General features: G+C 71.6%; 23 protein-coding genes. 9 read left to right on the plus strand and 14 right to left on the minus strand.

Features of this window, described 5'->3' with window-relative positions:
- Both FB563_RS00005 and fusA read right to left on the minus strand, forming a co-directional pair.
- The coding region (locus FB563_RS00005) for an ABC transporter substrate-binding protein (RefSeq protein WP_142218380.1) at positions 1-972 on the minus strand (972 nt) is incomplete at its 3' end.
- A gap of 270 nt (positions 973-1,242) precedes the next feature.
- The gene (gene fusA, locus FB563_RS00010; RefSeq protein ID WP_055705896.1) at positions 1,243-3,300 is read right to left on the minus strand and encodes an elongation factor G; all 2,058 of its coding nucleotides are present in this window, start codon (positions 3,298-3,300) and stop codon (positions 1,243-1,245) included.
- A gap of 413 nt (positions 3,301-3,713) precedes the next feature.
- On the opposite strand from fusA, the gene FB563_RS00015 reads away from it, so the two are divergent.
- From FB563_RS00015 to FB563_RS00025, 3 genes are all read left to right on the plus strand, one after another.
- Entirely contained in the window at positions 3,714-5,048 is a 1,335-nt protein-coding gene (locus FB563_RS00015; RefSeq protein WP_055705895.1) for an erythromycin esterase family protein, read from the plus strand.
- A gap of 12 nt (positions 5,049-5,060) precedes the next feature.
- Positions 5,061-5,918 (plus strand): helix-turn-helix domain-containing protein, encoded by an 858-nt coding sequence (locus FB563_RS00020; protein ID WP_055705894.1) that lies wholly within the window; start codon positions 5,061-5,063, stop codon positions 5,916-5,918.
- A 62-nt stretch (positions 5,919-5,980) separates the two neighbouring features.
- Positions 5,981-6,412 carry a helix-turn-helix domain-containing protein gene (locus tag FB563_RS00025; protein WP_055705893.1) on the plus strand — a complete coding sequence of 144 codons (432 nt, stop codon included), beginning with the start codon at positions 5,981-5,983 and terminating at the stop codon, positions 6,410-6,412.
- An 83-nt stretch (positions 6,413-6,495) separates the two neighbouring features.
- Here the strand turns inward: FB563_RS00025 and FB563_RS00030 are convergent, their stop codons facing one another.
- The 5 genes from FB563_RS00030 to FB563_RS00050 form a co-directional block, all read right to left on the minus strand.
- Positions 6,496-7,098, minus strand: coding sequence for a ClpP family protease (locus FB563_RS00030; protein WP_055705892.1), 603 nt, complete (start codon positions 7,096-7,098; stop codon positions 6,496-6,498).
- Between the two features lies 1 nt (position 7,099).
- Positions 7,100-7,738 carry an ATP-dependent Clp protease proteolytic subunit gene (locus FB563_RS00035; protein ID WP_055705891.1) on the minus strand — a complete coding sequence of 213 codons (639 nt, stop codon included), beginning with the start codon at positions 7,736-7,738 and terminating at the stop codon, positions 7,100-7,102.
- Between the two features lie 134 nt (positions 7,739-7,872).
- Positions 7,873-8,325, minus strand: coding sequence for an NUDIX domain-containing protein (locus FB563_RS00040; protein WP_055705890.1), 453 nt, complete (start codon positions 8,323-8,325; stop codon positions 7,873-7,875).
- A gap of 33 nt (positions 8,326-8,358) precedes the next feature.
- Positions 8,359-9,645 (minus strand): MAB_1171c family putative transporter, encoded by a 1,287-nt coding sequence (locus FB563_RS00045; RefSeq protein ID WP_055705889.1) that lies wholly within the window; start codon positions 9,643-9,645, stop codon positions 8,359-8,361.
- 12 nt (positions 9,646-9,657) lie between these two features.
- Entirely contained in the window at positions 9,658-10,134 is a 477-nt protein-coding gene (locus FB563_RS00050; protein WP_055705888.1) for a hypothetical protein, read from the minus strand.
- 273 nt (positions 10,135-10,407) lie between these two features.
- On the opposite strand from FB563_RS00050, the gene FB563_RS00055 reads away from it, so the two are divergent.
- Positions 10,408-11,457 carry an alpha/beta fold hydrolase gene (locus tag FB563_RS00055; RefSeq protein WP_199832794.1) on the plus strand — a complete coding sequence of 350 codons (1,050 nt, stop codon included), beginning with the start codon at positions 10,408-10,410 and terminating at the stop codon, positions 11,455-11,457.
- A 63-nt stretch (positions 11,458-11,520) separates the two neighbouring features.
- Here the strand turns inward: FB563_RS00055 and FB563_RS00060 are convergent, their stop codons facing one another.
- From FB563_RS00060 to FB563_RS43685, 5 genes are all read right to left on the minus strand, one after another.
- The gene (locus FB563_RS00060) at positions 11,521-14,454 is read right to left on the minus strand and encodes a hypothetical protein (RefSeq protein ID WP_055705886.1); all 2,934 of its coding nucleotides are present in this window, start codon (positions 14,452-14,454) and stop codon (positions 11,521-11,523) included.
- A gap of 12 nt (positions 14,455-14,466) precedes the next feature.
- Positions 14,467-16,323 (minus strand): HSP90 family protein, encoded by a 1,857-nt coding sequence (locus FB563_RS00065; protein ID WP_142218381.1) that lies wholly within the window; start codon positions 16,321-16,323, stop codon positions 14,467-14,469.
- A 46-nt stretch (positions 16,324-16,369) separates the two neighbouring features.
- Positions 16,370-17,356 carry a hypothetical protein gene (locus FB563_RS00070; protein WP_055710591.1) on the minus strand — a complete coding sequence of 329 codons (987 nt, stop codon included), beginning with the start codon at positions 17,354-17,356 and terminating at the stop codon, positions 16,370-16,372.
- A 197-nt stretch (positions 17,357-17,553) separates the two neighbouring features.
- On the minus strand, positions 17,554-18,069 hold the full coding sequence (locus tag FB563_RS00075) for a hypothetical protein (RefSeq protein ID WP_234358111.1): 516 nt from the start codon (positions 18,067-18,069) through the stop codon (positions 17,554-17,556).
- Between the two features lie 72 nt (positions 18,070-18,141).
- Positions 18,142-18,771 (minus strand): hypothetical protein, encoded by a 630-nt coding sequence (locus FB563_RS43685; RefSeq protein ID WP_234358112.1) that lies wholly within the window; start codon positions 18,769-18,771, stop codon positions 18,142-18,144.
- A 460-nt stretch (positions 18,772-19,231) separates the two neighbouring features.
- Between FB563_RS43685 and FB563_RS00085 the strand changes: the two genes are divergently transcribed.
- The 4 genes from FB563_RS00085 to FB563_RS00100 all read left to right on the plus strand — a co-directional run bounded on the left by FB563_RS00085 (position 19,232) and on the right by FB563_RS00100 (position 22,571).
- On the plus strand, positions 19,232-20,479 hold the full coding sequence (locus tag FB563_RS00085; RefSeq protein ID WP_055710595.1) for a S53 family peptidase: 1,248 nt from the start codon (positions 19,232-19,234) through the stop codon (positions 20,477-20,479).
- A gap of 213 nt (positions 20,480-20,692) precedes the next feature.
- The gene (locus tag FB563_RS00090; protein ID WP_234358113.1) at positions 20,693-21,328 is read left to right on the plus strand and encodes a ParA family protein; all 636 of its coding nucleotides are present in this window, start codon (positions 20,693-20,695) and stop codon (positions 21,326-21,328) included.
- Positions 21,325-21,555 carry a hypothetical protein gene (locus tag FB563_RS00095; RefSeq protein ID WP_055710592.1) on the plus strand — a complete coding sequence of 77 codons (231 nt, stop codon included), beginning with the start codon at positions 21,325-21,327 and terminating at the stop codon, positions 21,553-21,555. The genes FB563_RS00090 and FB563_RS00095 overlap by 4 nt, the downstream gene beginning before the upstream one ends.
- 149 nt (positions 21,556-21,704) lie before the next feature.
- A complete protein-coding gene (locus FB563_RS00100; RefSeq protein WP_167528456.1) occupies positions 21,705-22,571 on the plus strand; it encodes a polysaccharide deacetylase family protein in 867 nt (288 codons plus the stop codon).
- A 36-nt stretch (positions 22,572-22,607) separates the two neighbouring features.
- Here FB563_RS00100 and FB563_RS00105 read toward each other — a convergent pair whose 3' ends face one another.
- Together FB563_RS00105 and FB563_RS00110 are read right to left on the minus strand one after the other, a co-directional pair.
- Entirely contained in the window at positions 22,608-24,194 is a 1,587-nt protein-coding gene (locus FB563_RS00105) for a Na+/H+ antiporter (RefSeq protein WP_055709449.1), read from the minus strand.
- 24 nt (positions 24,195-24,218) lie between these two features.
- Complete coding sequence (locus FB563_RS00110) at positions 24,219-24,467, minus strand: hypothetical protein (protein ID WP_055709450.1); 249 nt, start codon at positions 24,465-24,467, stop codon at positions 24,219-24,221.
- A gap of 365 nt (positions 24,468-24,832) precedes the next feature.
- On the opposite strand from FB563_RS00110, the gene FB563_RS00115 reads away from it, so the two are divergent.
- On the plus strand, positions 24,833-26,542 hold the full coding sequence (locus FB563_RS00115) for an MFS transporter (protein WP_234357996.1): 1,710 nt from the start codon (positions 24,833-24,835) through the stop codon (positions 26,540-26,542).
- Positions 26,543-26,551 lie beyond the last annotated feature (9 nt).

Here is a 26,551-nt window from a genome sequence, read left to right on the forward strand (position 1 = left end):
CGCGAGGTTGATGCCGGCGACCATCGAGTCGACCTGGGTGCCGGTGCCGGGAGTGCCGGAGATCACGGGGACGGGCGCGATGCCGTAGGCGTCCTCGCTCATGCCCTGGGACTTGAGGTTGGCGGCCGCGGACTGCCACAGCAGCATCGCCTGCCTGCCCTTGGCGAAGTCGCTGACGGACTGGTTCTGCGCGTACTCGGCGTCGCCGGTCGGGATGACCTTGTCCTTGGCCATCAGGTCGACGTAGCTCTTCACCGCGTCGACCACCTTGGGGTCGGTGAAGTCGGGCTTGCCGTCGGCGGTGAAGAAGTCGGCGCCGTGCTGCTTGGCGAAGACGAAGACGTGGTGGATGTTCTCCGACAGGTTCGAGCCCTCGGCGCCGAGCGCGGACTTGCCCTTGGCCTGGATCTTCTTGCCGTCGGCCACCAGTTCGTCCCAGGTGGCCGGGGGCTTGGATATCCCGGCGTCGGCGAAGATCTTCTTGTTGTAGTAGAGGGCGTAGGCCATGGAGTACAGCGGGACCGCGGCCGGGTCCTTGCCCGCCGCTCCGGTCGAGCCGAGCGCGGAGTCGACGAACCGGTCCTTGCCGCCGATCTCGGCGAACTTCTTCGTGTCCCACGGCAGCAGGGCGCCGGTCGCCTGCAGGGAGGCGCTCCAGGTGTTGCCGATGTTCAGCACGTCCGGGCCCTGACCCGAGGTGGTCGCGGTGAGGATCCGGTTGAGCAGGTCGGACCAGGGCACGACCTCCAGCTTCACCTTGATCCCGGTCTGCTTCTGGAACTTGTCGAGTTCGGGCTGGAGGACCTGCTTGTCGACGGCGATGCTCGCGCCCTGGTTGGAGGCCCAGTACGTCAGCGTCTTCGGCGAGTCGTTGGACCCGCCGCCGCTGGACGAGCCGCCTCCGCAGGCCGTGGCCGCGAGGACGAGAGACAGGGTGACGGCGCCTGTGGCCGCGGCTCGGATGCTGCGCATGGCTCCTGGTGTCCCTTTCCGGGAGTCGAGAAGCCCGAGGCTGCTCGCGGGAGCCGACGCCCTTGCCAACCGTTCGGCTCCGAAAGCCCCTCATGGCTTAATTTACGACGTGAGTTAAACCGTCCGGGGAACGCTCGTCAAGAGATCCGACAGCGCCGAACGGCGGAACGGCCGGGAAAGATGAGCTCCCGGATCCCGCCGGGCCCGCGCCACGGACCCGGCGGGCACGTGGCGCGGACCCGGCGGGCACGTGGCGCGGACCCCTCCCCGCTACCGGACCGGCACCGGCCGGGGTGCCGGGGCGTAGCCGGTGGGGCGGGTCGTGAAGGTGCCCCGACCCTGGGTGCGGCTGCGCAAGCGGGTCGCGTAGCCGAAGAGTTCGGCCAGCGGCACGGTCGCGGTCAGTACGGCCGCGCCGCCGCGGGTCCCGGAGCCGCCGACCCGGCCGCGCCGGGCCGCCAGGTCACCGAGGACCGAGCCGACGGCGTCCTCCGGCACGGTGACGGTGACCTCGGCGACCGGCTCCAGCACGGTGAGCGTGCAGGCGCGCAGGGCCTCGCGCAGCCCGAGCCGGCCGGCGGCCCGGAAGGCCGTGTCCGAGGAGTCCTTCACATGGGTGGAGCCATCGGTGAGCGTGACCCGCAGCCCGGTCACCGGGTGCCCTGCCAGCGGGCCCTCGGCGAGCGCGTCCCGGCAACCGGCCTCGACCGCGCGCACGTACTCCTGCGGCACCGCACCACCTGTCACGGCGGAGCGGAACTCGAAGCCGGTGACGCCGACTTCGGGGCCGAGTGGTTCCACGTCGAGCACGACATGGGCGAACTGCCCTGCCCCGCCGTCCTGTTTGACATGCCGGAACACGAACCCGGTCACTCCCCCGACGACCGTCTCGCGGTAGGCGACGCGCGGCCGGCCCACGGTGACCTCCGGTCCGCCGTCGCGGCGGATCTTCTCCACCGCGACCTCCAGATGGAGTTCGCCCATGCCGGACAGCACGGTCTGCCCGGTCTCGGCGTCGGTGCGCACCACCAGCGAGGGATCCTCCTCGGCGAGCCGCGCCAGCGCCGTGGCCAGCCGGCCGGTGTCCGTGGCGCGCCGGGCCTCGACCGCGACGGACACCACGGGGTCGGCGGCCACCGGCGGTTCCAGCAGCAGCGGGGCGCCGGGGTCGCACAGCGTGGAGCCGGCCCGAGCCGACTTCACACCGGCGAGGGCGACGATGTCACCGGCGACCGCGCGCTCCAGCTGCGCGTGCCGGTCCGCCATGACCCGCAGGATGCGCGCCACGCGCTCGGTGCGCCCGGTGCCCGGGTTCCACACGGTGTCTCCCTTCTCGACGGTGCCCGCATAGACGCGCACGTAGGCCAGCCGTCCGGTGGTGCTCGCGGTCACCTTGAACACCAGCCCCGCGAACGGCACTTCGGGGTCGGCGGCGCGCTCCTGCTCGGTCCCGTCGTGGACGCCGCGTACGGCCGGGACGTCCAGCGGCGAGGGCAGATAGGCGACCACCGCGTCCAGCAGCGGTTCGATGCCGCGGTTGCGGTAGGCGGAGCCGCACAGGACGACCACGCCGTCCCCGGTGCGGGTCAGGTCCCGCAGGGTGGCGGCGAGGGTGCCTGCGGACAGTGTCTCGCGCTCGCAGAACTCCTCCAGGGCGGCCGGGTGCAGCTCCGCCACGGTCTCCTCCAGCGCCCTCCGGCGCCGTACCGCCTCCTCGCCCAGCGACTCGGGCACGGGGCCCTCCACGGCCGTACCCGCGCCGTCGGCCCAGCACAGCGAGCGCATCCGTACGAGGTCCACCACACCCGTGAAGGCGCCCTCGGCGCCGATGGGGAGCTGGACGACGAGCGGCACGGGATGCAGGCGCTGCCGGATGGACTCGACGGCCCGGTCGAGGTCGGCGCCCGCCCGGTCCATCTTGTTGACGAAGGCGATCCTCGGCACGCCGTGCCGGTCCGCCTGCCGCCACACCGACTCGCTCTGCGGCTCGACGCCGGCGACGGCGTCGAACACGGCGACCGCGCCGTCGAGGACCCGCAGTGAGCGCTCGACCTCGTCGGCGAAGTCGACGTGGCCGGGGGTGTCGATGAGGTTGATGCGGTGCCCGTCCCAGGCGCAGCTGACGGCGGCGGCGAAGATGGTGATGCCGCGGTCGCGCTCCTGCGGGTCGAAGTCGGTGACGGTGGTGCCGTCGTGCACCTCGCCCCGCTTGTGGGTGGTACCCGTCGCGTACAGGATCCGCTCGGTGACGGTGGTCTTGCCGGCGTCGACGTGGGCGAGGATGCCGAGGTTGCGGATCGCGGCGAGGCTGGTGGTGTTCGTGCGCACGGCCCAGGGCCTTTCTGCGGATCAGGCCTGATGTTGAGGCCCGAATCGGGGAAGAGGGCAGCGCGATTGCCCGTGCGTCCGACGTCAGCGGGGCGTCACGGGTCTCCGGTGCCGGCCGCGCAGCGGGCACCGGCCGGGCCGGGACACGAGGATCACCTCGTACCGGGAGCGGGGAGCGACGACAGCGGTGCGTACGCGCACGGCCGGGCTCCCCTCTGTGTCGGACGACAGGCACCGCCGTACGGTCGGGGCGGTGCTCGGTACGGGACGACGGTACGAGAGGGAGGCGGGCGGGGCACGTCATTTTCCGCCGGGGCCACGCCGAGTTGGAGACTGTTGCCCCGCTGGTGACGCGAAAGGACAGGGTGATGGCCGAGGAAGTGCATCGATGACTGAAGGAGGACGCCGTACCGTTGAAAGGCCTTGACCCCGAGGCATGGGAGCGGGGCGGCGGTGACCTGGAACCACTGCGCGGGATTCTGGGCGACGTACGTGTGCTGGGGATGGGCGAAGCGACGCACGGGACGGCCGAGTTCTTCCGGCTCGAACACCTGTTACTGCGCTTCCTCGTCGAGGAGATGGGGTTCACCGCCCTGGCCATGGAGGCGAGCGCCTCGGCAGCCGCGCCGGTCGACGACTATGTGCTGCACGGAACCGGTGACGCCGCCGGTGTACTGGCCGGCCTCGGCTTCTGGACGTGGCGCACTCGGGAAATGCTCGATGTCGTCGAGTGGATGCGCGCCCACAACCGAACGGTTCCCAAGGACCGGGCCGTACGTTTCGTGGGTATCGCCCCCCAGCGATGCGGCCCCTCCCTGGCGGCACTGGCGGCCGTGCTGCGTACGGTGGCACCGGAACGGGCGGACCTCACCGGCGGCCCGCTCGGCACACTGGTGGACGCCGGCACGGGATCACTCGTGGACCAGCGCCCCCAACTCCTCGCCGAGGCAGGCGACCTGGCGCGGTTCCTCGAGGCAGAGCGTCCCCGGCTTGCCTCGCGCGTCGGGGACGCGGCCGTCGGTCACGCACTCAGGCATGCGCGCATGATCGTGGCCGCGGCCGACGTGGCCTCCCGGCCGCCGCGCGGCGACGGCGAGGAGACGGGCGCGCCGGCCGCCCGGGACCGCCACATGGCCCAGGAAGTGATCTCCCTGGAGGAGGGGTCCGGCGGGAAGGTGGCTGTCTGGGCCCACAACGGCCATGTCTGCACCGACCGTTACGCGGGAGACATACCCGCCATGGGGCATCACCTCAGGGATCACTACGGTGACCGCTACTACGCCTTGGGCCTGCTGTTCGGCGAGGGCGCCTTCCGCGCCCGCCCCGGAAACTCCGCGACACGACCGCCCAGGAAGCACACCATCGGTGCGGCAGGTCCGCCTTCCGTCGAGGCCCGACTGGCCTCGGCCAACTCCCAAGATCACCTGATCGACCTCCGGGCCGGCCGGGCCCGGCCCGCCGTCGCCCGGTGGCTGGGGAGCCCGCAGTTCACGCGGTCCTTCGGGGCCGGCGTGCCACGCGTGACGTACCGCTTCTCCATGACTCGCACCGTACTTGAGCGTGAGTACGACGGACTGGCGTACGTGGCCCGCTCGACGCCTTCCGTGCCGCTGAGCCGAGAGGCGGGGTGTGGTCGTTGCCACCACCCCCGTGGGCGGCAACGACCACACCTCGATCACCGGAAGGTGAAACTATCCTCTTCTGCTGATCTGATCAAGTGGCTAGAGTGGGTTCGACCGCCCATCTGATGGAGTACCCGCATGCCCGAGCGCACCTTCGACGGCCGTGAACTGCGCAACCGCCGTGTGCTGCTGCGCAAGTCCCAGTCCGAGTTGGGTGCGGCCCTGGGTGTGGGGACCAACGCCGTGTCGCGCTGGGAGACCGGTCAGGCCACTCCCCCGCCCGAGCGGCTTCCCGGCATCGCCGCGGCACTCGACGCGGACCTGGACGACCTGTTTCCGCGCCGGGAGCCGCCCAACCTCGCCGACCTGCGATGCGACGCGGGCATGACGCAGGCCGACACGGTGGCGGTCACGAAGACCCGGTCACCGATGTCGGTCCGCGCCGCCGAGCGTGGCAAGCGGCCGCTGCCCGAGGCGTTTCACGAGGCGCTCGCCCAGGCGTACGGCGTCTCCGTGCCGGAACTGCTCGCGGCCCAGAAGCGCAGCTTCGGTCACCTCGTGCCGGTGCAGGCCCCCGCGGGGTTGTCGGCGTCCTCGGTGGCGCACAAGCTCACGCACCTGCGGGACGAGGTCTTCCAGGGCACGCTGCCGTCGGACGCCGAGATCGCCGACGAGGGGAACCGCAAAGCCGGCAGGCCCGTGCTCACCGAGGCTCTCGTCGAAGCGCTGCGGCTGGGGACGTACGCCGGTCTCTCGGACGAGATCCTGGATGCGCTGGCGCTGGCGCTTGATGTGCCGTCAGTGTACTTCCACAGCCCCGACCCGCAGATCGAGCGACTGGTGGTGTCGACGCGCGCCGTCAGGAACAGCTTCACGGTGGAGGCGGCGCGCGGCGGCGAGCACGAGATCCCCGCCGCCGCGCGGGCCGAACTCCTGGACTTCATCAGCAGCACGATGGCCGAGATCCTCGGCCCCGACTCCGACGTGCCCGCCTAGGCTTCACCCAGGGCGGAACGCCGCTCCCTTCCCCCGGCGCCCCGGATCCCTAGGCTGAAGGGGTGAGCACTCATACGCCGAACGAAGCCCGCGTCCTCCCCCTGCGCCCGCAGACCGCGCCGACCGGTGCCGGTGGGGCGGCCCGTACCCCGCAGCGACCGGCACAAGCCCCACGGACCCCCGCGCCGAGGGAACCCCTGTGGCGCGACCTCGTCGGCGACGTGCTGCGACGCGAGCGGCTCGCCCAGGAGCGCACGCTGAAGGACGTCGCGGAGGCGGCCCGGATCTCGATGCCGTACCTGTCGGAGCTGGAGCGCGGACGCAAGGAGGCCTCCTCCGAGGTGCTCGCGGCCGCCGCCCAGGCCCTCGGACTCGGCCTCGCCGACCTGCTGTCGCTCGCCCAGCACGAGCTGGCCCGGAACGCCCGCAGCGGGGTGGGCCGGAGCCGCACGTCGCCCACGGCGCGGTACGACGGCCTCTGCCTGGCCGCCTGACCGAACCGACGGCCGGTACGGCGGGGCGCACCGCCGCCGTACCGGGCGTTCTCGCCGGCCTTCGGTCGCGGCCGAGGGCCGGGTCAGACGAACGCGAGCCGTCGGCTCAGCACCTCGTCGGCGAGCCCGTAGGCGACGGCCTCCTCGGCGGTGAGCACCTTGTCCCGGTCCATGTCCGCGCGCAGCGTCGCCACGTCGTGCTGCGTGTGCCGGGACAGGACCTCCTCCACCTGCGAGCGGATGCGGGCCATCTCCTTGGCGGCGAGGCTGAGGTCGGAGACCGTCCCCTGCCGGCCGCCGCTGGCCGGCTGGCCGAGCAGCACCCGCGCGTGCTGGAGCACGAACCGTCGCCCGGGATCTCCGCCGGCCAGCAGGACCGCCGCCGTCGACGCCGCCTGACCGACGCAGAACGTGGAGATCGGCGCCTGCACGAACGTCATCGTGTCGTAGATCGCCATCAGCGAAGTGAAGGATCCGCCGGGCGAGTTGAGGTAGATCGAGATCTCGTGCTCGGGGTTCGCCGACTCCAGATGCAGGAGCTGCGCGATGACCACATTGGCGACCCCGTCGTCGATCTCGGTGCCGAGGAAGATGATCCGCTCGTTCAGCAGCCGGCTGAAGACGTCGTAGGACCGCTCACCCTGTGCGGTCCGCTCGATGACGTAGGGAACCGTGTACGACCCCATGTCACAACCCCATCCGTCGGCGCGAGGTGGCCGGGCGGATGTCGGCGAGCGACTCCACCACCCGGTCCACGATCCCGTACTCCCTGGCCTGCTCGGCCGTGAACCAGCGGTCCCGGTCGCCGTCCCGCGCGATCGTCTCCTCGCTCTGCCCGGTGTGTTCGGCCGTGATCCGCTCGATGGCCTTCTTCGTGAACTGGAGGTTCTCCGCCTGGATCTCGATGTCCGCGGCGGTGCCGCCGATGCCCGCCGAGGGCTGGTGCATCATGATCCGCGCGTTCGGCAGCGCGAACCGCTTGCCCGGCGCCCCCACGGTGAGCAGGAACTGGCCCATGCTGGCGGCGAACCCCATCGCCAGCGTCGAGACGTCGTTCGGGATGAGCCGCATGGTGTCGTAGATGGCGAGACCCGCGGTGACCGACCCGCCGGGGCTGTTGACGTACAGGCTGATGTCGGTGCGCGGGTCCTCCGCCGACAGCAACAGCAGCTGTGCGCACACCCGGTTGGCCGACACGTCGTCGACCTGGGTGCCGAGGAGGACGATCCGCTGGGCGAGCAGCTGTGCCGCGAGATGGTCGTCGAAGCGGCTGGGCGGGGTGTCGCCCTCCTCCGCGCGGGGCGGGAGCGTGCTGAGTGGAGTCATCTGGTCTCCTTGTCGGGGCAGGGATGCCGTCGACTCCACTCTCGACCCCGGCGGACCCCCGGACGCGGTTTCTCTGCCCGCCGCAGATTCGCCACGGGCAGAGTGCACACGCTCCTGGGAGATCCGCGCCGGCGTCAGCGGGCGAACTCGCGGTACGTGGTGCTTCCCTGCGCGAGGGATGCCAGTGCCGCCTCCCAGACCGGCCGTACGGCAGGCGGGATCTCGTCCGGACCGATCTCGTCCGGTGCGCTGAACCGGTAGTCGGTCAGCTCGCTCTCCTGCAGCACGACGGCGGCCCGCTGCTCTTCGCCGAGGACTCCGCCGTCGAAGACGAAGTACAGGTGGCCACCGGCCGGCGTCTGGACGAAGGCGCTCACCAGGAGCTGCCCGATCGCCTGGTCGATGCCGAGTTCCTCCCGCAGCTCACGGCGCGCGGCCTGGGCCGGTGTCTCACCCTCGTCGACGCCGCCGCCCGGAAGATTCCAGCCCGGCTTGTAGCCGGGCTTGACGATCAGGAACCGGCCCTCGCCGTCTCGCAGGAGTGCCGCGGCGGACATCGTGGGACGGGCGGGGTTGGGGGAAGTCATGTGCACAACCTCGGGGTTCTCGGTATCGGTGGGTCAACCGCGGTCAGCGGTCTGGCGGGTGAGAAGGTTCTCGGCGTCGGCAGCGGTGGTGAGCCGGTAGGCGGATGCCAGGTCCCGCAGGTGGGTGACCTCCTCGCCCGGAGTGGCCCCGGGGTCGAAGGGATACGGCGCGCTCACGCCGGCCGGCTCCTGCACGGGCCCGTCGGCCATGGACAGCGCGGCGCGGATCCAGAGCGCTTCGGCCTGCACCTCGGTGGCGTGCCCGGGCCGGAGCTCGGTCCCGGCACGCGCGAGGGCCCGCTCGGCGAGGTCGAAGGGCGCGTGCCGTCTCAGCAGGAAGACGACGTCGCGGATGTCCATGGCGAATCGGTCCAGGCGGGCCGGCAGCGACGGGTCCGGGCTGAGGAGCAGGTCGCGTACGGCGTCGAGCCGGGCCGCCTTCGCCGTCATGCGGGTGAAGGACGTGCTGGGGCGGTACCGGACGGCGTCCGGGAAGCGCAGCGCGAGCGGCCGCCAGAGCGGATGGAGGGCGACGAGGCCGCGCAGGGCGAGGTACCGCTCGCGTGCGGCGTGCGCCGCCGGGGCGATGGCACCGACGCCCCAGAGCAGAAAGCACGTGTACAGGAGGGTGTCGGTCACCGTCTCCTGGGTCTGTTCGGTGCCGTCCGAAACCCGGGAGAAGGTGACGACGAAGAGGAAGGCCGTGCGGATCACCGAGTAGACCGTCGTGAGCACCATGGCGGTCGACATCATCCGCAGGCCGTTGCGCAGGGAGCGGAACGGTGCGTCCTTGACGGCATTGCCCCACTGCACCGCGCACACCGCGGCCGCGACACCGGAGTACAGGTAGAACAGGCCCATGTAGACGGCGAGGGCCGCCTCGCCGTGGTACCGCTCGATGAAGTAGGGGGTGGTGGTGTCGGGCTTGCCGAGGAGGAAGAAGAAGATGACCGCCATGACGAGGACCGTGGCCACCGAGGCCCGGGTGGCGACCCGGTGAACGATGGCGGACAGCCGTACGGCACGGGACCGTTCTCCGTCCGGGCCGGCCGTGCGGTAGACCGCTGTGACGTAGCGGAGGATGACGCAGATGCCGATGATCGACAGGACGTGCTTCACCAAGTAGGCGAGGTCGGGCAGACCGAGGCCGTCCAGCGCGACGCGTCCGGCGGTGGTGCGGCTCAGCCACGCGGCGGCGAAGGCCACGAAGGCACCCCACAGCGACCGATCCCGTTTGTGGCCCCTGGCGGCGGACTTGGCTCTCAGGCCGGCTTGTATGAGGAGCAGGCCCGCGATGAGGTAGGCCAGGAGGTCGGACATGTTCAGGATCCTTCAGGTCTTGGGTCTGCCGTAGGTGAAGTCCTGGGCGAGGCTACGCGTGGTCGGGTCGTCGATGGCGTGCTGGGTCTGCGCCATCCGGTTGATGAGCGCGGCCGCGTCCTCTGCCCGCTGTTCGACCCAGGTCTCGTATCGCCGACGGGCCGAGGCCCGCCCCTCGGCCACCAGTTGCTCGGCACGCTCGGCCGAGAAGCTGGTCAACAGCTCGTCGGTGCCGACGACCCCGGTGGAGTCCTCGGCCCACAGGTGGACCAGCTCGTGCAGCTTGATCTGCCTCTCGTGCCACGGCGAACCGCTGCTGACGTGGAAGATCAGATCGAGCGGCCGGGTGTCGTGCCGGACGTACAGACCGCAGATGCCGGTGACACCGGCGATGCGGTCCGGCAGGGGTTTCATGACGATCCGCCGGCCCCGGGCCTCTTCCATGTTCCGGACCAGTTGGTCCAGATCGAACGGCTCCGGCAGCGGCATCGAAGAGACGATCCGCTCGGTCTCGCGACGGAGCGCACGCCGTGAGCGCCGGACCGGGTCTACTCCCTCATCCGTCTCCCGCCTTCTTCTTCCACGCCAGATCATCCGCACGCAAGTTCTACTCGGCCGCTGCTGCAGCCCGGATCCTGCAGTGTGCCGGCCGAGCATGTCAACGAACGGGCATACGCGGCACTCCCCTGCGCCCGGCGGAGCAGTCACGATGGCTCCCCCCGCAGGATGACCGCGGGTGTCCCATGGGCGATGCTGTGGGCTGTGACAGCTGATCTTCGCCGAGCCGGAGCCGAACCCGGGGAATCGGTCCCCGCCGAGCCCGCGACCCGGCCACCCCGCTCCCGGCTGCGGCGTTGGATGCGGCGGGCCGCGCTGGGCTGTGCCGTCGTGCTGGTGGTCGTCACGGCGGCCTCGTTCGTCTACAACGCCGTCACGGCCGGGCGCGCCGCGCCGCCCCGGGGCCTGAGGTACGTGCAGGCCGCCGACATCCGCACGCGCTACCAGACCTGGGGCACGGCGGGCCCACCGGTCGTCCTGGTGCACGGCGCCTTCGAATCCGTGGACACCTGGTCGCGCCTCGCCCCGCTGCTCGCCCGCGACCACCGGGTGTACGCGCTCGACCTGACGGGCGACGGATACAGCGAGCGCCACGGCCCCTACACCGTCGGCCATTTCACCCGGCAGCTGCTGGGCTTCCTGGACGCCATGCACCTCGGCGGTCCGGGCGAGCGCCCGCTGCTGGTGGGGCACTCCAGCGGGGCCGCCGTGGTCGCCGAGGCGGCGTTGCGGGCCCCTGGCCGGCTGGGGGGCGTGATGCTCCTCGACGGCGACGCCCTCGACACGGGCGCCGGACCGCCGCCGGCCTTCAAGTACGTGCTCATCGACCCGTACCGCACCAGCCTGCTGCGGCTCGGGCTCGGCATCGACGCGGTGATCCGCGGCATCTACGACGCACAGTGCGGGCCCGCCTGTCCGCGCCTGGACGCCGCCGGTCTGGATCAGTGGCGACGACCGCTCCGGGTGCCGGGCGCGGAGAGCGCGCTGTGGAGCATGCTGGCCGCCGGGGTGCCGGGGCTGCCGGCGGACCGGGTGGCCCGGCTCGCCGCGGTGCGCCTGCCCAAGTCGGTGGTGTTCGGTGCCCAGGACGACGTGTTCACCCCGCGGACACCGCAGGAGACCGCCCGGCGCATCGGCGCCCCGCCGGCGACGCTGATCCCGGGTGCCCGGCATCTGACGATGATCTCCAGTCCTCGGGCGGTCGTTACGGCCGTGGACCGACTCACGGCGGCCTCGATCGCGGCATCCCGCTGACTTGCTCCCCGCTGCCCGGTGCCCGGCCCGCCGTCCCTGTCGGCGGGCCGGGCACCGGTTCCGTCACCCCTCGTCGCGCAGCCGGGCCGCGAGGGAGGTCAGGGGCTCGGTCTCCTCGGTGTGCCCCAGGGCGGTGAGGCGGGAGACGGCCGCGTCGAGACGGGTGCGGGCGGAGGCGGGGCGTTCCAGGTAGATGCCCTCCACGGCACCCGCGAGACGGACGCACTCGGCCCATTCGCCGGCGTGGTGCTCGTCGGGTCCCGGTTCGCCGAGCAGGGTGAGGGCCTGGTCCAGGGCGGCCAGGGCGGTCTCGTACTCACGGCCGTAGGCGTTGACCCGTCCGTGTTCGTAGGCCAGCGCACTGTCCAGGGAGCGGCCCCGGGCCTCGTACCCCGCGGCGCGTGCCTCGTCGGCGATCCGGCCCGCTTCGGCGAGGAAGGCGAGGGCGTCGGCCAGGCCGTCGGAACCCTGCCGCTGGGCCTGGAGACGGGCGAGTTCGCGCAGGCAACCGCTGAGCTGCTCGTAGCGGGGGGCCTTGGCGTGGGCGGCGAGGGCCTGGTCCACGGCCTCGCGGGCCCGGCCGAACTCGCCGGACTCGGCGAGGAGTACGGCGGTCTCCGCGGCGATCACGGCGTGGCTCCCGGGGTCGTCGTCCCAGCCGGCCGACTCGGCCGCGAGGGCGGCGAACTCCGCCGTGGCGGCCTTGAGGTCCTCGCCGGCGTGCAGCGCGCGGGCGCGGGTCAGGCGGAGCTGGGCGGCGAGCCGGTCGTCCAGCTCTCCGGCGGCGACGTCCGGTTCGGCCAGGAGGGAGTCGAGCAGTGCGATGCAGTCCTCGACGCGGCCGAGGTCCAGGCTGAGCTGGGCCGCGTTGCTGTACGTGCAGAACGCCTCGGTCCGGCTGCCGTGGCGCAGGTCCAGCTCCGCGGAGCGCGTCAGGTGCCGCAGTGCCTCGTCGGGGCGGCCCAGGTGCATGCAGGCCTGGGCCAGGTCACCGTGGAGGCGGGCGGTGTCGACCGCGTCGGACGGCCAGTCGGCGGCGAGTCGCAGGCCCTCGGTCAGGTCCGCGTGCGCGGCCTGCGCGTCCCGCAGACCGAGCTGGATCCGGCCGCGCAGGCCGAGCGTGCGGGGCAGGTGCCAGGCGGGGCCGTGCGCCTTCAGCCGGTCGAGGAGGGCGTCGATCTCCGTGACCGCGGCGGGCAGATCACCGGAGAGGGCGTACGTACTGGCCCGCAGCATGAGCGCGCCGGAGACCTGTCCGGCGATGTCGTGCCGGGTGGCGAAGTCGAGCAGCACCTCCACCTCGGCGAAGGCCGGCGCTATGTGCTCCTCGTTCCCCGACGTCTGCAGACGCAGGCCGAGCGCCGTCGCCCGCAGCCGTAGCAGACGGGCCTCCAGGTAGGGGCTGAGGCCGGGCGTGTCCTCGTGCAGACGGACGAGGGCCGCGTGGGCGGCGGTCAGTGCGGCGGCCTTCGCCTCGGCTCCGTCGGCACCCTCCGCCGGCGCCCCGCCTGCGGGCAGCAGGGCGCAGGCGCGGGCGAGGACCGCGTGACCCGGGGCTCCGGCCTCGTCGTACAGGCTCGCGGCCTCCTCGTGCAGGGCGGCGGCCCTGTCGGACTCGTCCTTCTCGCCCGCCTGCCTCGCCTCGTCGACCAGCAGGTCCGCGCGCAGCTGTACGAGCGGTCCCACGGCCGGGTCGTCGGGGTGGGTGTAGTCGGGGGCGGCGACGAGCGTGCGCAGCCGTGCCCAGCAGGCCGCCGCGTCCGGATGCCCCTGCTCGTCCAACTCCCGTGCGCGGGTGATGAGTTCGGGCAGTGACTCGGGGACCGCGGTGACGGTGCGGGGAGCGGGAGCGGCGGCCGGGGCGGCCGGGGTCACCTCGTCGAGGCCGCGGGTGCGCAGGGTCAGTTCCAGCGCGTCCAGAAGGGGGGCACGGTCGAGGCGGGCTCTGCGCCGGACGGTGTGGGCCGTGGTTCCGTTGCGGGCGTCGAAGCGGGCGGCGAGGTCGTCGGCACGGCCCCGCACCTCGGCGCGCAGGCCGGCCACCGTCCAGGTGCGGCCCGCGTATCCGGCGGCGGGCAGTGCGCCGTGGCCGAGGGTTTCGACGCGCTGGAGGAGGACCTCCACGCCGGTGAGGAAGCTGAGCTGGTCCAGCGGCGAGTCGACCTCGTCGAACAGGCTCCGGTTCTCCGCGAGGAGTTCCAGGCCGCGTGCCTCGTTGCCGGTCAGCGCGCAGAACTCCAGGTGCCGGCCGACCTCCCCGGACATCGAGGGGTTGCGGCGGCAGGCGCGGTAGCCGACGAGGTGCAGCTCGCGGGCCTGGTCGGTGCGGCCGGTGCGCAGCAGGGGAAGCAGCGCGTACGAGACCGAGCGGGCGGGCTCCTCCTGGCAGGATTCCTTCCCGGCCAGGACGGGCTCCCAGGTGCCGAGCGCCCGCTCGTCGTCGCCCGCCGTGAGGTGGTACAGGGCGCGCTCGCAGATCTCGCAGGCCTCGCAGTCGCTGAGCCGGGTGCGGGTGCGCCCCGCCCACAGCTCGTAGGCGAGGTCGGTGTCCTCGCCGACGTGGGCGGCGAGCTGGTAGGCCTGTCCGTAGTAGGGCTGGAGGCCGAGGCCGGCCTTCTCGTACCGGTCGCGCATCTCCGTCAGCCACTGGCGCAGGCTGGCCAGCGGTATCTCGGGCAGCTGCCGCAGGGCGTGGGCCACCCACTTGAACCGCCAGAACAGCGTGTGGCGCAGGCGCTCGTCGAAGACCTCGGGCTGCTCGTCGAAGAGGGTGAGCAGGCGGGCGAAGACGACGGGTGACTTCCTGGGTTCCGAGCCGTAGTTGTACGCCTTCTGGAGTGCGAGGAGCGCGTGGACGAGCGGGATCGGCTCGGCGAACTGCTCGGCGGCCTCGGCCAGTTCCTCGGCCGTGACGGTGCGGGTACGGCCGTAGGGGCGCCGGTCGTTCTCCTGCAGCGCCTGGTACAGCTCGTCGGTGGTCTGGGGTGCGGTCGGCATCGTCGGCGGTCCCTAGCTGTCCTTGCGCAGGGCGTGGGCGAGAAGGTCGAGGAAGGAGCGGTTGATGAGGCTCGACTCGGCGGGCCTGAGCGGGCGCCGGGACAGCATCGCGGCCTGTCCGTAGAGGGCTTCGGCGCTGGTGCGGGCCAGTTCGGGTTCGTCGATGGCGACGGCCGTACGGACCAGCGGCTTGAGCTGGTTGAGGATCAGCTGGGCCCGTGGGGCCTCCTGACGCAGATGCCCGAGGATGTCGCCCCACAGGCCGCCCTGCTGCTCGCGGGCGAGCCGGGAACGGGTGCGCTCGTGCCGGGCCTCGCGGCTGTCGAGGAGGAGGGCGGGCGCGGAGGCCGGCTGGAAGGTGCGCAGCGCGACGTCGCAGTCGAAGACGGCGAGGGCGTCGCGGGCCAGGGCGAGGTAGGCCGCGGCGGCCAGTTCCGTCTCCCGGTCGACGGGGTCGAGGTGGGCGGTGAGGGTCGCCGGGTCGAGGTCGGCGACGCTGACCTCCGGCCGGATCTCGGGCAGCCGGTGGACCAGTTCACGGTCGTAGGTGTAGCCGCCGTTGACGACGCCGAGTCCGGCGGCCGAGGCGATCGCCGCGACCTGCCGGAACTCCTCCACGCTGGAGGTCACGAGCACGGTGCGGTGGGTGCGCGCGAACTCGTCCAGCGTGGCGTGTCCGTCGGTGGTCTCGAACGGCAGCCACGGCAGCAGCATCCGCAGGATCTCGTCGTCGTGCACCGCGAGCGACTTCACGGCCAGGTGGTGGGCGTGGAGGAAGCGGCCGAGGAGCTCCGGGTCGCTGGCGGCGGTCCGCGCGATCCACGCGCGCAGCCGTTCGGCGAGGGCGTCGCGTACGGCGGCGAGGGTGTCGTCCTCGTACAGGGACTCGCGGGACGCCGTCGGGCGCAGGCTCTCGGCGTCGACGACGCAGCGGACGAAGAACGCCCACTCGGGCAGGATCTCCTCGGCCTGCTCGGACAGCAGCATGCCCTTGACGTGCACGCGGTGTCCGTGGCGGCGGCCGGCCGGCACCGCCTCGGGCAGCACGCACGCGATGCCCTTGAGGCCCACGGCCGGCAGGTCCAGCTCGATGGTGTCCAGCGGCGTGAACCCGAAGACGTCCTCGCCGTACGCGGCGAGCGCGCGGGCGCGTGCTCCCGGTGTGGGATACGTACGCGCCCAGGGTGCCGGCTCGGGGTTGACGGACGCACCTGCGCCGTCCGGGCCGCCCGTGCCGTCGTCGAAGGTCACCGGGTGGCGCAGCAGGGAGCCGAAGTGGCGGGCCAGCGCGTGCACCTGGGCCGGCCGGGTCCACTCGCCCGCGTCGGCGCGCGGGGTCAGGGTGACGGTGGTGCCCGGCCGGGGGCGGGCGGAGGCGGGCAGGGTCCGCACGGTGTAGCTGCCGTCACCGCGTCCCCGCCACTCCACGACGGGGGCGTCGGGGGTGCGCGCGGAACGGCTCAGGACATGGATCTCGTCCGCCACCAGGAAACAGGAGAGCAGGCCGATGCCGAACTGGCCGATGAAGTCCGCGCGTTGCTCGGCGATCCTCTCGGCCCGCTTGCTGCTGCGGCCGATCGTGGCGAGGAAGGTGTGCACGTCGGCCTCGGTGAGACCGACGCCGTCGTCCTCGACCCGTACCACCGAACCGTCGGCGTACAGGCGGATGCCGAAGGCGCCGGCGGTGGCGGCCGGTTCGAGGCCGTGGCGTGCGGTCAGCGCGTCCACCGCGTTCTGCAGGAGTTCGCGCAGGTAGACGCGGGGGCTGGAGTAGAGGTGGTGGGAGAGGAGGTCGACGAGGCCGCGCAGATCCACCTGGAAGGTGCGGTCGGTGCCGGCCGGGCTCGAGGGGGTTTCGGGCAGAGTCATCGGGCAGTCCGGGGTGAGGTGAGCGACGGCGGGAGGGGTGGCAGGTTCAGGCGTTGCGCCGGGCGCGGGCGTACATCTCTTCCGGCTTCGCCATGTACGTCCAGGGCCACTCGGTGTAGGCGCCTCGGAGTTCGCGGAAGACGCGCGGCAGCACGAGGCGCTCGGAGGCCAGGGACAAGGCCATCGCGAAGATGTTGAAGTCCTCCTGCCAGCCCGGGCGACGCACGTAGGCGGGGTGGAGGATGCTGTGCTCGGCCGCCTCCAGCAACTCGTCCTGGATCGCGGGCTTGATGAGGCAGTTCTTGCTGTCCGACTCGACCCAGTCCTCGATGTGCGCGATGGCGATCACGCAGCCGAGGCGATGACCCTCGGGCGCCCTGGTGAACGCCTCACGGGCGAACGCCAGGGCCTCGCCGGGCTCGCCGCCCCAGCGGGGCTGCAACTGCGACACCCACTCGATGTGGGTCTCCAGGTCCAGCGGGTCGCGGCGCAGGGCGGCGTCGCGCCGGGTCTCGTTGACGGCGGGGCCCAGTGACATGCCGCGGCCGGAGGTGAGCAGCCGGCGCCAGGGCGTGACCCATTCCGGCCGCAACTCGGCGGCCTCGAGCAGCTGCTCCTCGGCGATGTCGAGCCGCTCGTGGAAGACCCGCCACTGCTCCGGGGTGACGTTCGCGGCACGCGCGCGGGTGCGCGCCTCCCAGCCCCAGTGGATGTGGCGCGCCCCGGATATCAGCAGGGCCGTCGCCCGGTGCTCCTTGTCGTCCTCCACGGCCCGGCCGATCCAGTCCTGCACACCGTCCAGGCCGGCCAGCTCTCCGAGGACCTGATGATCGCGGCCGAGATCGAAGGGGGCCAGCGCCGCCTTGACCGCCGCCCAGTCACCCGCGCCGGCCGCCTCCACCAGCGCGAGCACCCGCGCGTCCCCGAGCGCGCGCAGCGTGTACATCCCGTTCTTCGGCCTGCGCGGGGCGGGAAGGGCGTGCGGATCCGCCGCCGGTCTCTCCCCACCCCTGCCGAACAGTCTGCCGAACATGCCGCGCCCTCCCCAGGTTCCGCGTGATCGTCCGGTGCAGCATAAGCGGCCCCACCGACAGCGCTTCCACAGGTTTTCCACCGGCGTTTTCACGGCTCCGGCCCCGCCCTCGCCGCCCCTCCCGGTCCCGGCCGGCGACACGACGGGGATGCGGCGGCACGGCCGAAGCCCGAGGCACTGCCCAGTGTTCCCGGAGGCTAGCCGAGCGAGCCGCCGAACTGGCCGGTCTCGGCTTCCTTCGCGGTGAGTTGCAGCGTGCCGCGGTGCGAGACCTCCACCTTGTAGAACTTCTGCCCTTTGGGGACGTCCTGGACGGCGACGTCGAAGGAGCAGTCGTAGGTGTCCTCGTCATAGCGGGAGTTGCTCAGGGCGCCGGTGGCGACGACGCTTCCAGCGGCGTCATAGACGGTGACGGAGGTGCCGTCGCTGATGTCGTCGTAGCCGTCGGTCCCGGCGCAGCCACCGTCGCCGTCGGGAACGACGCTGTCGGTGAGTTCGAAGCCGCCCTTCAGCGTGAAGGTGCCCGGGGCGCCGGGCCCGCTGCCGGCTGTGATGGCCCAGGCTCCGCCGACGATGCCGGCGCCGACGGCGAGACCGAGGAGGCCGGCGACGAGCGGGCTGAGCCCCTTCGTCACCGGCACGGGCGCGGGCACGGCCGGGGGCTCAGCGGGCGGCGGCGGGGTGATGGGCTGCGGCGGAAGCCGGTCGGTCATGGTCCCCCCAAGGGATGCGCGGAGTGGGCAGGGGCCCCGCCGCCACGAGCGGGCGGGGCCCCGTCGGATCGGTCAGCCTTCCCAGCCGCCGAACAGACCCGCGCTCAGCTGTGCGTCGCAGATGTTGTAGCCGCCGGCCGCGTGGCCCTGCTTCGTCTTGCCGTCCACGGTCACCGAGCAGTGGATGTCACCGGAGCCCTGCAGCTGGGCAGTGACCTGGTAGTACATGGCGTCCTTGTTGAGGGGCAGCGTGGCGGTGAACCCGCCGTTCTTCCAGTGTCCCTGGCGGTTGTCGGTGTCCGACCCGTAGGTGATGTCCAGCGGACCGAGCGCGCCGCTGGGCGCCTTGCCCCACACCTTGAAGACGACGACCTTCTTGGCGCTGTCCTCCTTCTTCGGGCTGGTCTTCGGCTTGTCACCGGCCTTGTCGGCGGCGGGTTTCCCAGCCGTGGACGCGGTGGCCGACGGCTTGGCGCCGGCGGCGCTGCCGGACTTGCCGGAGTCGTCCCCGCTGCCGCCGGCGGCGCTGACGATGCCGCCCAGGACGACGAGGGCGACGACGCCGAGACACCCGAAGCCGACGATCTTTCCGGCCTTCGACTTCTTCGGAGGCTGGGGCTGCGGCGGCGGGGTGCCGTAACCCGGCTGCTGCGGGCCGCCCCAACCGGGCTGCTGGGGCTGCGGGTACTGCTGCTGGCTCATGATCCCCCCAGGGATTGCGCTGTGACTTGCGCGTGTGTGACCGGTGAAGGATCTGTGAGGTTGCCTCGAACCGGACGAAGTCACCTGATCGTGATCAAACTTGCCTCTGTGGCAAACGGACGGCTGCGACGGAGGAGCGGTGCCGCGCCGGCCGGACACCGCGCCGGGGACACACCGGCCCCACCGGCGGTTCACTCGCTCACCTCGGCAGCCCCACAAGACCTGCATTGGCATGGCCTTGACCAGCGGAAGACGGCAGCCGCATGGTGAAACCACCCGGCCCGCAGCTGATCTGACGTGCAGTTTGTCAAGGCTGCTTTTTCGTCATGTGGCCCTTCCGAATCGCCTCAAACCGCACGGAGGCTTGATGCACCACAGCGAGATACCCCCCGGATCCCTGGTGATCCACCGCCGCAAACCGAGAGGCGGGACGCGGCGGACCGCAGCCGCCGTCACCGCGATGCTCACACTCACCGTCACCGCCCTCACCGTCGGCCTGGCCACCGGTGCCCAGGCCGCCGGTCTCTCGTCCGCCCCGCGGGCGACCGCATCCGCGGGTACGACGGACTTCGGCTGCGCCCACCCCTCGCACGCGGGACAAGCCCGCTGTTTCGGCGCCCTGAAGGCCCACCGCACCCCCTCGGGCCGCATGTCGCCGTTCACCACCGGATCCCCGACCACGGCGGGCTACGTACCGTCCGATCTGCGGTCCGCCTACAAACTGGCCGGCACCTCGGGATCCGGTCGAACGGTGGCCATCGTCGACGCCATGGACGACCCGAACGCCGAGGCCGACCTGGCCGCTTACCGCAAGGCCTACGGTCTGCCCTCGTGCACCACCGCCAACGGCTGCTTCCACAAGGTGAACCAGAGCGGCCACGCGTCGCCACTGCCCGCCGGCGACCACGGATGGGCCGAGGAGATCAGCCTCGACCTCGACATGGTCTCGGCCGCCTGTCCCGGCTGCCACATCCTCCTGGTCGAGGCGAAATCGGCGAACGTCCCGGATCTCATGGCGGCCGAGGACACCGCAGCCACCACACCGGGCGTCGTCTCCGTCTCCAACAGCTGGGGCGGGGCCGAGGACAACACCGTCACCTCCTTCGACTCGCACTTCCACCACCCCGGCGTGGCGATCACAGCGAGCTCGGGCGACTCCGGTTACGGCGTCTCCTGGCCGGCCTCCTCCCCGTACGTCACCGCCGTGGGCGGCACCTCGCTGAGCAGGGCGTCCAACGCGCGCGGCTGGAGCGAGACCGCCTGGAGCGGCGCGGGCTCCGGCTGCTCGGCGTACGAGGCCAAGCCGTCCTGGCAGCACGACTCCCGATGTGCCAAGCGCACCGTCGCCGACGTGGCCGCGGTCGCCGACCCCAACACCGGGGTGGCGGTCTACGACACGTACAACAGCTGCGGCGGCGGAATGCTGTGCGACACCGAGCTGCAACTCGGTCTCGCCCAGGGTGCCGACGGATGGGTCGAGGTCGGAGGCACCAGCGTCTCCTCGCCCCTCATCGCGAGCGTCTACGCACTGGCCGGAAACACCAGCCGGGTCGTCAACGGCTCGTATCCGTACAGCCACACCTCGGCGCTCAACGACGTCACCTCGGGCAGCAACGGCTCCTGCGGCGGCAGTTACCTGTGCACCGCGGCTCCGGGGTACGACGGACCGACCGGCCTCGGGACTCCCAACGGCACCGGCGCCTTCTGACGGCGGCGCTCCCTGACCGGCCAGGGCCGGCCCGCGTCGCGCACTGCCGCGGCGCGGGCCGGCCCTGGCCGAGTGCGCCGGGGACCCGGGAACCCGAGAACCCCGTACGGCGTTAGCCCGCGGGAATGATTCACCGGTGCCGCAGGGTGAACCGTGCACGACGGCTCCGCGTCAACGGCGGGCGCCGGCGCTCGGGGGTTAGCGTCGGCTCCTGTGCCGCTCAGCTACGCATTCGTGAACCTCAAACCCGGAGTGGGGAAGACGACCAGCGCCGTCTGGTTGGCCCACGCGCTGCACGCGGCGGGCCTGTCACCGTTGCTGGTGGACAGCGACCCCGCGTCCTCTGCGCTGCGCTGGAGCGAACTGGCCGGCGGTTTCCCGTTCCCCGTGCTGGCCCTTCCCGTGGGCGATGTGCACCGGCGGGTGAACGACTTTCTCGACAGCCGAAGGGCAGTGGTGTTCGACGCCCCTCAGCTGGAGGACCATGCCCACATCGCCCGGGGCGTCATGCGGTACGCGAGCGAGTGGATCGTGCCCGTGACCCCGGCCCCGATCGAGCTGGACCGCATGGCGCCCATCGACCGCGAGATGGATGACATGCAGTCCCTGCGCTCCCACCCGGCCCGCGCCGCCGTCCTGCTGAACCGCACGAACCGTCCCGAGGCCACGCGTACCGGTCCCGACGCCGACGCCCGTGAGGCCCTCACCGAGCGGGGTTTCGACGTGTTGCTCACACATATCCCGCGGCTCGACCTGTACTCCCAGTCCTTCGGCAGCCCCATCGAGGTGAAGGGCACGGCGTACATGGACCTCGCCGAGGAGCTCATCAACCGTCAGGAAAGGGTATGAACCAGCGCAAGGACGCCTATCGGGCCGCACTGCAGCGTCGGGGGGACACGACAGCCCCGGCTTCCGCTCCCACCAAAGTCACTCGGCTGGACACCCGCTACGTCAAGGTGACTGTCGAACTGGACCTCACCTTCGCCCGTGACCTCACCGGCTGGGCCGGACAACCGCTGTCCGCACTCGTGCGCGCCGGCGAGGCAGTCCTGCGACCCCTGAGGCAGGCCCGGTAGGCCGGCCGTCCTTCCGTTCCGCCGCCACGGCCGCACCAGGCCCACCACGCACCGGAATCACACCTGGTCAATGGCCATTTCTTACGCATGGTCGGGTTATCTTTTCAGCGGATCAAGGGCCATGTGCTTCGGCTTTGGGGGACGGCGCGATGGAGCGGCGCAAGAAACGGGCCACGTTCTGCGCGGTGGTGACGGGGGCCGTGGTGGCGACCCTGGCGATAGGCGGCTGCAGCGCGAGCGGAGGCAGCGGGACCCGTCGAGCCGCTCTCCCCTCGCAGCCCGCCGCAACAGGCGGCGCGACCGCGCCGCGCGCCGCCGACGCCACGGCATGGCACAAGTGGGGCCTGACGCCGCTGCCCGCCGCCCCGCGGCCTCCGGCCGACAAGCCGGTGAAGCTCTCCGCCACTGGGCCGGTTCCGGTCTTCACGCACATACCGACCTCCCAGAAGGTCGTGTTCATCACCGTCGACGACGGGCAGGAGAAGGATCCCAGGTTCATCGAGATGATGCGCGACCTGAAGGTCCCGATCACGATGTTCCTGATGAACGACGCCATCAAGTCGGACTACGGCTACTTCCGGCAGCTGCAGGCACTCGGCGATCACATCGAGAACCACACCCTGCACCACCCCGTGATGAGCACTCTCGCTCTGGCCCGCCAGAAGGAAGAAGTGTGCGGCGACCAGAAGATCCTCACCAAGGAGTACGGCACCGCGCCGCTGCTGTTCCGCCCGCCCTACGGCGCCTACAACGCCAACACCAGGACAGCGGTCGCGGAGTGCGGCCCCCGGGCGATCGTCTGGTGGCGGGAGTCCATGCAGATCCGCAACATCCAGTACCAGGTTCCCGGCGGGAAGCTGCACTCGGGCGACATCATCCTGGCCCACTTCCGCGGGCCCTCGGAGCTCAAGGGCGCCACGATGACGCAGATGTTCGCCAGCCTGCTCAAGCGGATCCAGGAGCAGGGGTTCGCCGTGGCACGCCTGGAGGACTACATCCAGCCGCCGGGCGAGTGAACCCGCCGCACTCCCACTTGCCATACCGGCCTTCCGTCAGTCACGGGGGCGGAGGCTGGCCTCTTCGAGGTCGAGTTCGTGCTGGATCCGGCGCCGGGTGGCGTTGCTGATCTTGTTCTCTTCGTAGAGGTGCTGGAGCTCGGCCGCCTCGATGGCGATGAGTGTCCGGCGAATCTCGCGGTAGGCGTCGGCAGGACGGGCGTCCGGATCGCTGTAGTGGGCGTCTTCCACCTGGTGAATGCGCGCTTCCAGATGACGACGGGCCTGTTTCAGCGCGGCCTGGGCGGCGGCACCGAGCTCGCCGAGCTCATCCAGGTCCCCGAGCTGCTTGAGCTCTTCGAGAGCGGCATGGGCGATGTGCCGGCGGGTCCGCGCCTCCTCACGAGCGGTGTGCTCCGGTTCCAGAGCGATGCCCGAGCGGCGGACCACAGGGGCCAGGGTGAAACCCTGGAAGACGAGAGTGAGCGCGACGGTCCCCGTGGTGAGCGTGAGAATGAGGGCCCGGTGCGGCAGCGGCGCCCCGGTGTGGGTGACCAGGGGGATGGAGAGCGCGGCCGCCAGCGGCATGACGCCTCGCGTGCCCGCCCAGGACAGGACGGCCGGAACGCGCCAGGAGAGGCGGCTGTCGCCCATGCTGTGCCGGTGATGGAGCAGGGCGGACAGCGGGAAGATCCACAGCAGACGGATCGCCAGCAGGGTGAAGGCGATCACCGGCACCCACAGCGGCCAGCCGTGCTCGTCGCGCGCGAGATGGCGGACGGCCGAGGGCAGTTCGAGGCCGATCAGGGCGAAGACGACGCTCTCCAGCAGGAAGGCCACGGTGTCGTACACGGCGTGGACCTGGAGGCGGACGGAGGCGTCGCTGAGCTTGTGGCCGGTGCTGCCGAGGACGACCCCGGACACGATGACGGCGGTCACGCCGGAGGTGTGCGACTCCTCCGCGATGACGTAGGAGGCGTAGGGAGTGACCAGTGCGATGACGGTCTCCAGCATGGGGTCGTCGGTCCGTCTGCGGATCAGGGTCACCACCGCGGCGACCGCCGCACCCACGAGGACTCCTCCGCCCGCGAGAACCAGGAACTGCAGCGCGGTCCCGGACACGCTGATGGCGCTGCCGGTGACCGCGGTGACCACGGCGACCTTGTACAGGACCAGCGACGTGGCGTCGTTGAACAGGCTTTCCGCCTGCACCAGGGCCTGCACCCGCGGGGGGAGGGACAGGCGTCGGCCCAGCGCGGTGACGGCCACGGGGTCGGTGCTGGCCAGGACAGAGCCGAGGATGAGCGCGGTCGCGGCGGTGAGCGGGGTGATCGCGGCGGCCACGACCGCGACGCCGACGGCCGAGGCGATGACCAGACCGAAGACCAGTCCGCTCACCGGCCTCCACACGGTACGCAGGTCGCGGACGGAGATCTCCCCGGCCGAGGCATGGAGCAGGGGAGGCAGCACCAGCACGTTGATCACCTGAGGCGGCAGCCGGACCTCGGGAACCCAGGGCATCAGCCCCACGACGAGACCGGCGATCACGAGGAGTGACGGAGCGGGCAGGCTCCAGCGCCGGGCACCGGTCGCCACCGCGGTGGCCAGGACCACGAGCAGCAGGACAACGGTCAGGCCGGTCATAGAGCGTCCCCAGTGGGTCGGCGATCACTGTTCCTGGGCCGTGGGGCGGACCATGATGTCGTTCACTGCGGCATGCGCGGGCCGAGTGACCATGACGGCGTCCTCGAAGACCCGACGCGCCTGCCCGCCGCTGGACGCACCCGTCGCCGGCGCCGCGCATCCCGCCCATGGCGCATCGCCGTCGGCGACGCCGGCGCCCGCCGCCGCAACGCCCTGATCCAACGCTTCTGCATGCCCGGCGTCCGGATCCCTCACACTCATGATCACCCTCACAGGTCATCCTGCCTGGGGCAGGCTGAGGTGCCGCGAACCTCGCACCGCGGCCCACCGGCGTGGTGCCGCCTGTTCTTCGAAGCTTGCACCACGTGGTCCAAGACCGCCTCCGCACATTCCGCCCGCTCGGCCGCGCCGAGCACATGGCCAGGAGGCGCGAGATCACGTTTCGGTATCCCCGCGCACACCCCTAGGCCGTACCGACTGGTCGGTACTAGCCTCTGCGCACATCGTCCCCGTCTGGACACACAGACCCCCGGGGTTCGGCCCACTGGCCGAACAGTGCTCGTGCCCGCCGCACCCCAAGGCGTGCACTGTCCGCATCCACCGCACCGGGCCCATGGGCCCGACCCAGGAGCCGCCGCATGACCGTCATGCCCGCTTCGCCCGACGACACGCATCTCGGACCGACCGACACCGGCACGCCGGAAACTCCCCACCCCGCCGCCCGGTTGTGGCGCCGCGAGTTGAACCACTACCCCGTCACCTCACGCCGGATGGCGTACCTGGCGATCGTGGTGTTGACCACCGTGGTCCTGTACTACGCGCTCTACGTGCAGTACGCGGTCGCCACATCGATCATCACGCACTTCCACATGACCTACGGCTACTTCGTGTGGGTCAGCGTCATCGGCAACGCGGTCGGCGCCTTCGCCTCGCTCGTGGCGGGCCTCGCCGACCGCTGGGGCCGCGCCAACATGGTGGTCTACGGGCTTCTCGTCGCCGCCCTGCTCAGCCTCCTCGGCCTGCCCAACGCCCCGGACAAGGCGACCTACCTGGCGCTCTTCGCCTGCCTGAGCTTCATCGAAGGCATCGTGCTGGTGGCCACGCCGGCACTGATCCGGGACTTCTCCCCACAGCTCGGCCGAGCGACCGCGATGGGCTACTGGACCATGGGCCCGGTCATCGGCAGCCTGGTCGTCACCCTCGTCACCAGCAGCACGCTGTCCTTCGCCGGCTGGCAGGACGAGCTGCGCTACTCCGGCTGGGCCGGGCTCGCCGTCTTCGTGCTGGCGCTGGTGGGGCTGCGCGAGCTGTCGCCCCGGCTGCGGGACCAGATCATGGTCAGCCTCCGCGACCGTGCGCTCATCGAAGCGCGGGCCAAGGGCACCCGGGCGACGACGGCGGCCGCGGGCCACTGGCGGCAGATGCTGCGGCTGGACGTCGTCGGCTCGGCCACGGCTGTCAGCCTCTTCCTCCTGCTCTACTTCGGCGCTGTAGGAAACTTCGTCGTCTATTTCGCCGCCACCTTCGGCTACAGCGAGCAGCGCACCAACGGGCTGGCCAACTGGTACTGGGCGGCCAACGCGCTGGCACTGGTGGCGGCGGGGCTGCTCTCCGACAAGCTGAAGGTGCGCAAGCCGTTCATGCTCGTCGGAGCCGTCGGCTCGATCGCGGTCACCACGCTCTTCGCCCTGCACGCCACGGAGCCGCATACCGGTTACTACACCTTTGCCGCGCTGTTCGTCGCCATCGGCGTGCTCACCGGCGTCACCTACGCACCGTGGATGGCGAGCTTCACCGAGACCGTGGAGAAGCACAACCCGGCCGCCACGGCGACCGGTCTGGCCGTATGGGGATGGATCATCCGGGCGGTGGTCGCGATCTCCACGGCGTTCGTCCCTGTCGTGGTGACGTCGGCCACGCCACTGGTCGAGCATGGCGCCCAGGTGAAGGCCGCAAGCGTCCAGGCCGCCCCCGCTCTGGCCGTCATCGACGCGCACCCGCGGCTTTTCGCCGAACTCGAGGCCTATCCTCCGAACGCGGTCCCGCCGGCGCTGGCGGCCCAGGTGGCACGCGAGGTCGGGGACGACGGCCTGGCGACCGTACGCAGGGCCCAGCCGCAGTTGGCGCTGCTGCAGCGCTACGGGGCCCAGGTGAAGAGCGCCTCGGCCCAGGGCCCCGGGCAGTGGCGCACCTGGTGGCTGATCTGTGTCGCCGGGCAGCTGATCTTCCTGCCCTTCATCTTCGTCATGGCCGGCCGTTGGAGCCCGCGCAGGGCCCGCGAGGAGGCGGCGGAGCACCAGCGCGCCGTGGATCGTGAACTGGCGGCCCTCACCGAGGAGGGCGACTGACCCCACGGC

Origin of the sequence: Streptomyces puniciscabiei (genome assembly GCF_006715785.1) — a bacterium.
GTDB lineage: Bacteria > Actinomycetota > Actinomycetes > Streptomycetales > Streptomycetaceae > Streptomyces > Streptomyces puniciscabiei.

What these genes read in the sequence shown, in the direction of transcription:
- FB563_RS00020 (WP_055705894.1), top strand. Translation starts at nt 5,061, where the DNA reads ATGCCCGAGCGCACCTTCGACGGCCGTGAACTGCGCAACCGCCGTGTG.
- FB563_RS00030 (WP_055705892.1), bottom strand. Translation starts at nt 7,098, where the DNA reads ATGGGGTCGTACACGGTTCCCTACGTCATCGAGCGGACCGCACAGGGT.
- FB563_RS00035 (WP_055705891.1), bottom strand. Translation starts at nt 7,738, where the DNA reads ATGACTCCACTCAGCACGCTCCCGCCCCGCGCGGAGGAGGGCGACACC.
- FB563_RS00040 (WP_055705890.1), bottom strand. Translation starts at nt 8,325, where the DNA reads ATGACTTCCCCCAACCCCGCCCGTCCCACGATGTCCGCCGCGGCACTC.
- FB563_RS00045 (WP_055705889.1), bottom strand. Translation starts at nt 9,645, where the DNA reads ATGTCCGACCTCCTGGCCTACCTCATCGCGGGCCTGCTCCTCATACAA.
- FB563_RS00050 (WP_055705888.1), bottom strand. Translation starts at nt 10,134, where the DNA reads ATGCCGCTGCCGGAGCCGTTCGATCTGGACCAACTGGTCCGGAACATG.
- FB563_RS00060 (WP_055705886.1), bottom strand. Translation starts at nt 14,454, where the DNA reads ATGCCGACCGCACCCCAGACCACCGACGAGCTGTACCAGGCGCTGCAG.
- FB563_RS00065 (WP_142218381.1), bottom strand. Translation starts at nt 16,323, where the DNA reads ATGACTCTGCCCGAAACCCCCTCGAGCCCGGCCGGCACCGACCGCACC.
- FB563_RS00070 (WP_055710591.1), bottom strand. Translation starts at nt 17,356, where the DNA reads ATGTTCGGCAGACTGTTCGGCAGGGGTGGGGAGAGACCGGCGGCGGAT.
- FB563_RS00075 (WP_234358111.1), bottom strand. Translation starts at nt 18,069, where the DNA reads ATGACCGACCGGCTTCCGCCGCAGCCCATCACCCCGCCGCCGCCCGCT.
- FB563_RS43685 (WP_234358112.1), bottom strand. Translation starts at nt 18,771, where the DNA reads ATGAGCCAGCAGCAGTACCCGCAGCCCCAGCAGCCCGGTTGGGGCGGC.
- FB563_RS00085 (WP_055710595.1), top strand. Translation starts at nt 19,232, where the DNA reads ATGCTCACACTCACCGTCACCGCCCTCACCGTCGGCCTGGCCACCGGT.
- FB563_RS00095 (WP_055710592.1), top strand. Translation starts at nt 21,325, where the DNA reads ATGAACCAGCGCAAGGACGCCTATCGGGCCGCACTGCAGCGTCGGGGG.
- FB563_RS00100 (WP_167528456.1), top strand. Translation starts at nt 21,705, where the DNA reads ATGGAGCGGCGCAAGAAACGGGCCACGTTCTGCGCGGTGGTGACGGGG.
- FB563_RS00105 (WP_055709449.1), bottom strand. Translation starts at nt 24,194, where the DNA reads ATGACCGGCCTGACCGTTGTCCTGCTGCTCGTGGTCCTGGCCACCGCG.
- FB563_RS00115 (WP_234357996.1), top strand. Translation starts at nt 24,833, where the DNA reads ATGACCGTCATGCCCGCTTCGCCCGACGACACGCATCTCGGACCGACC.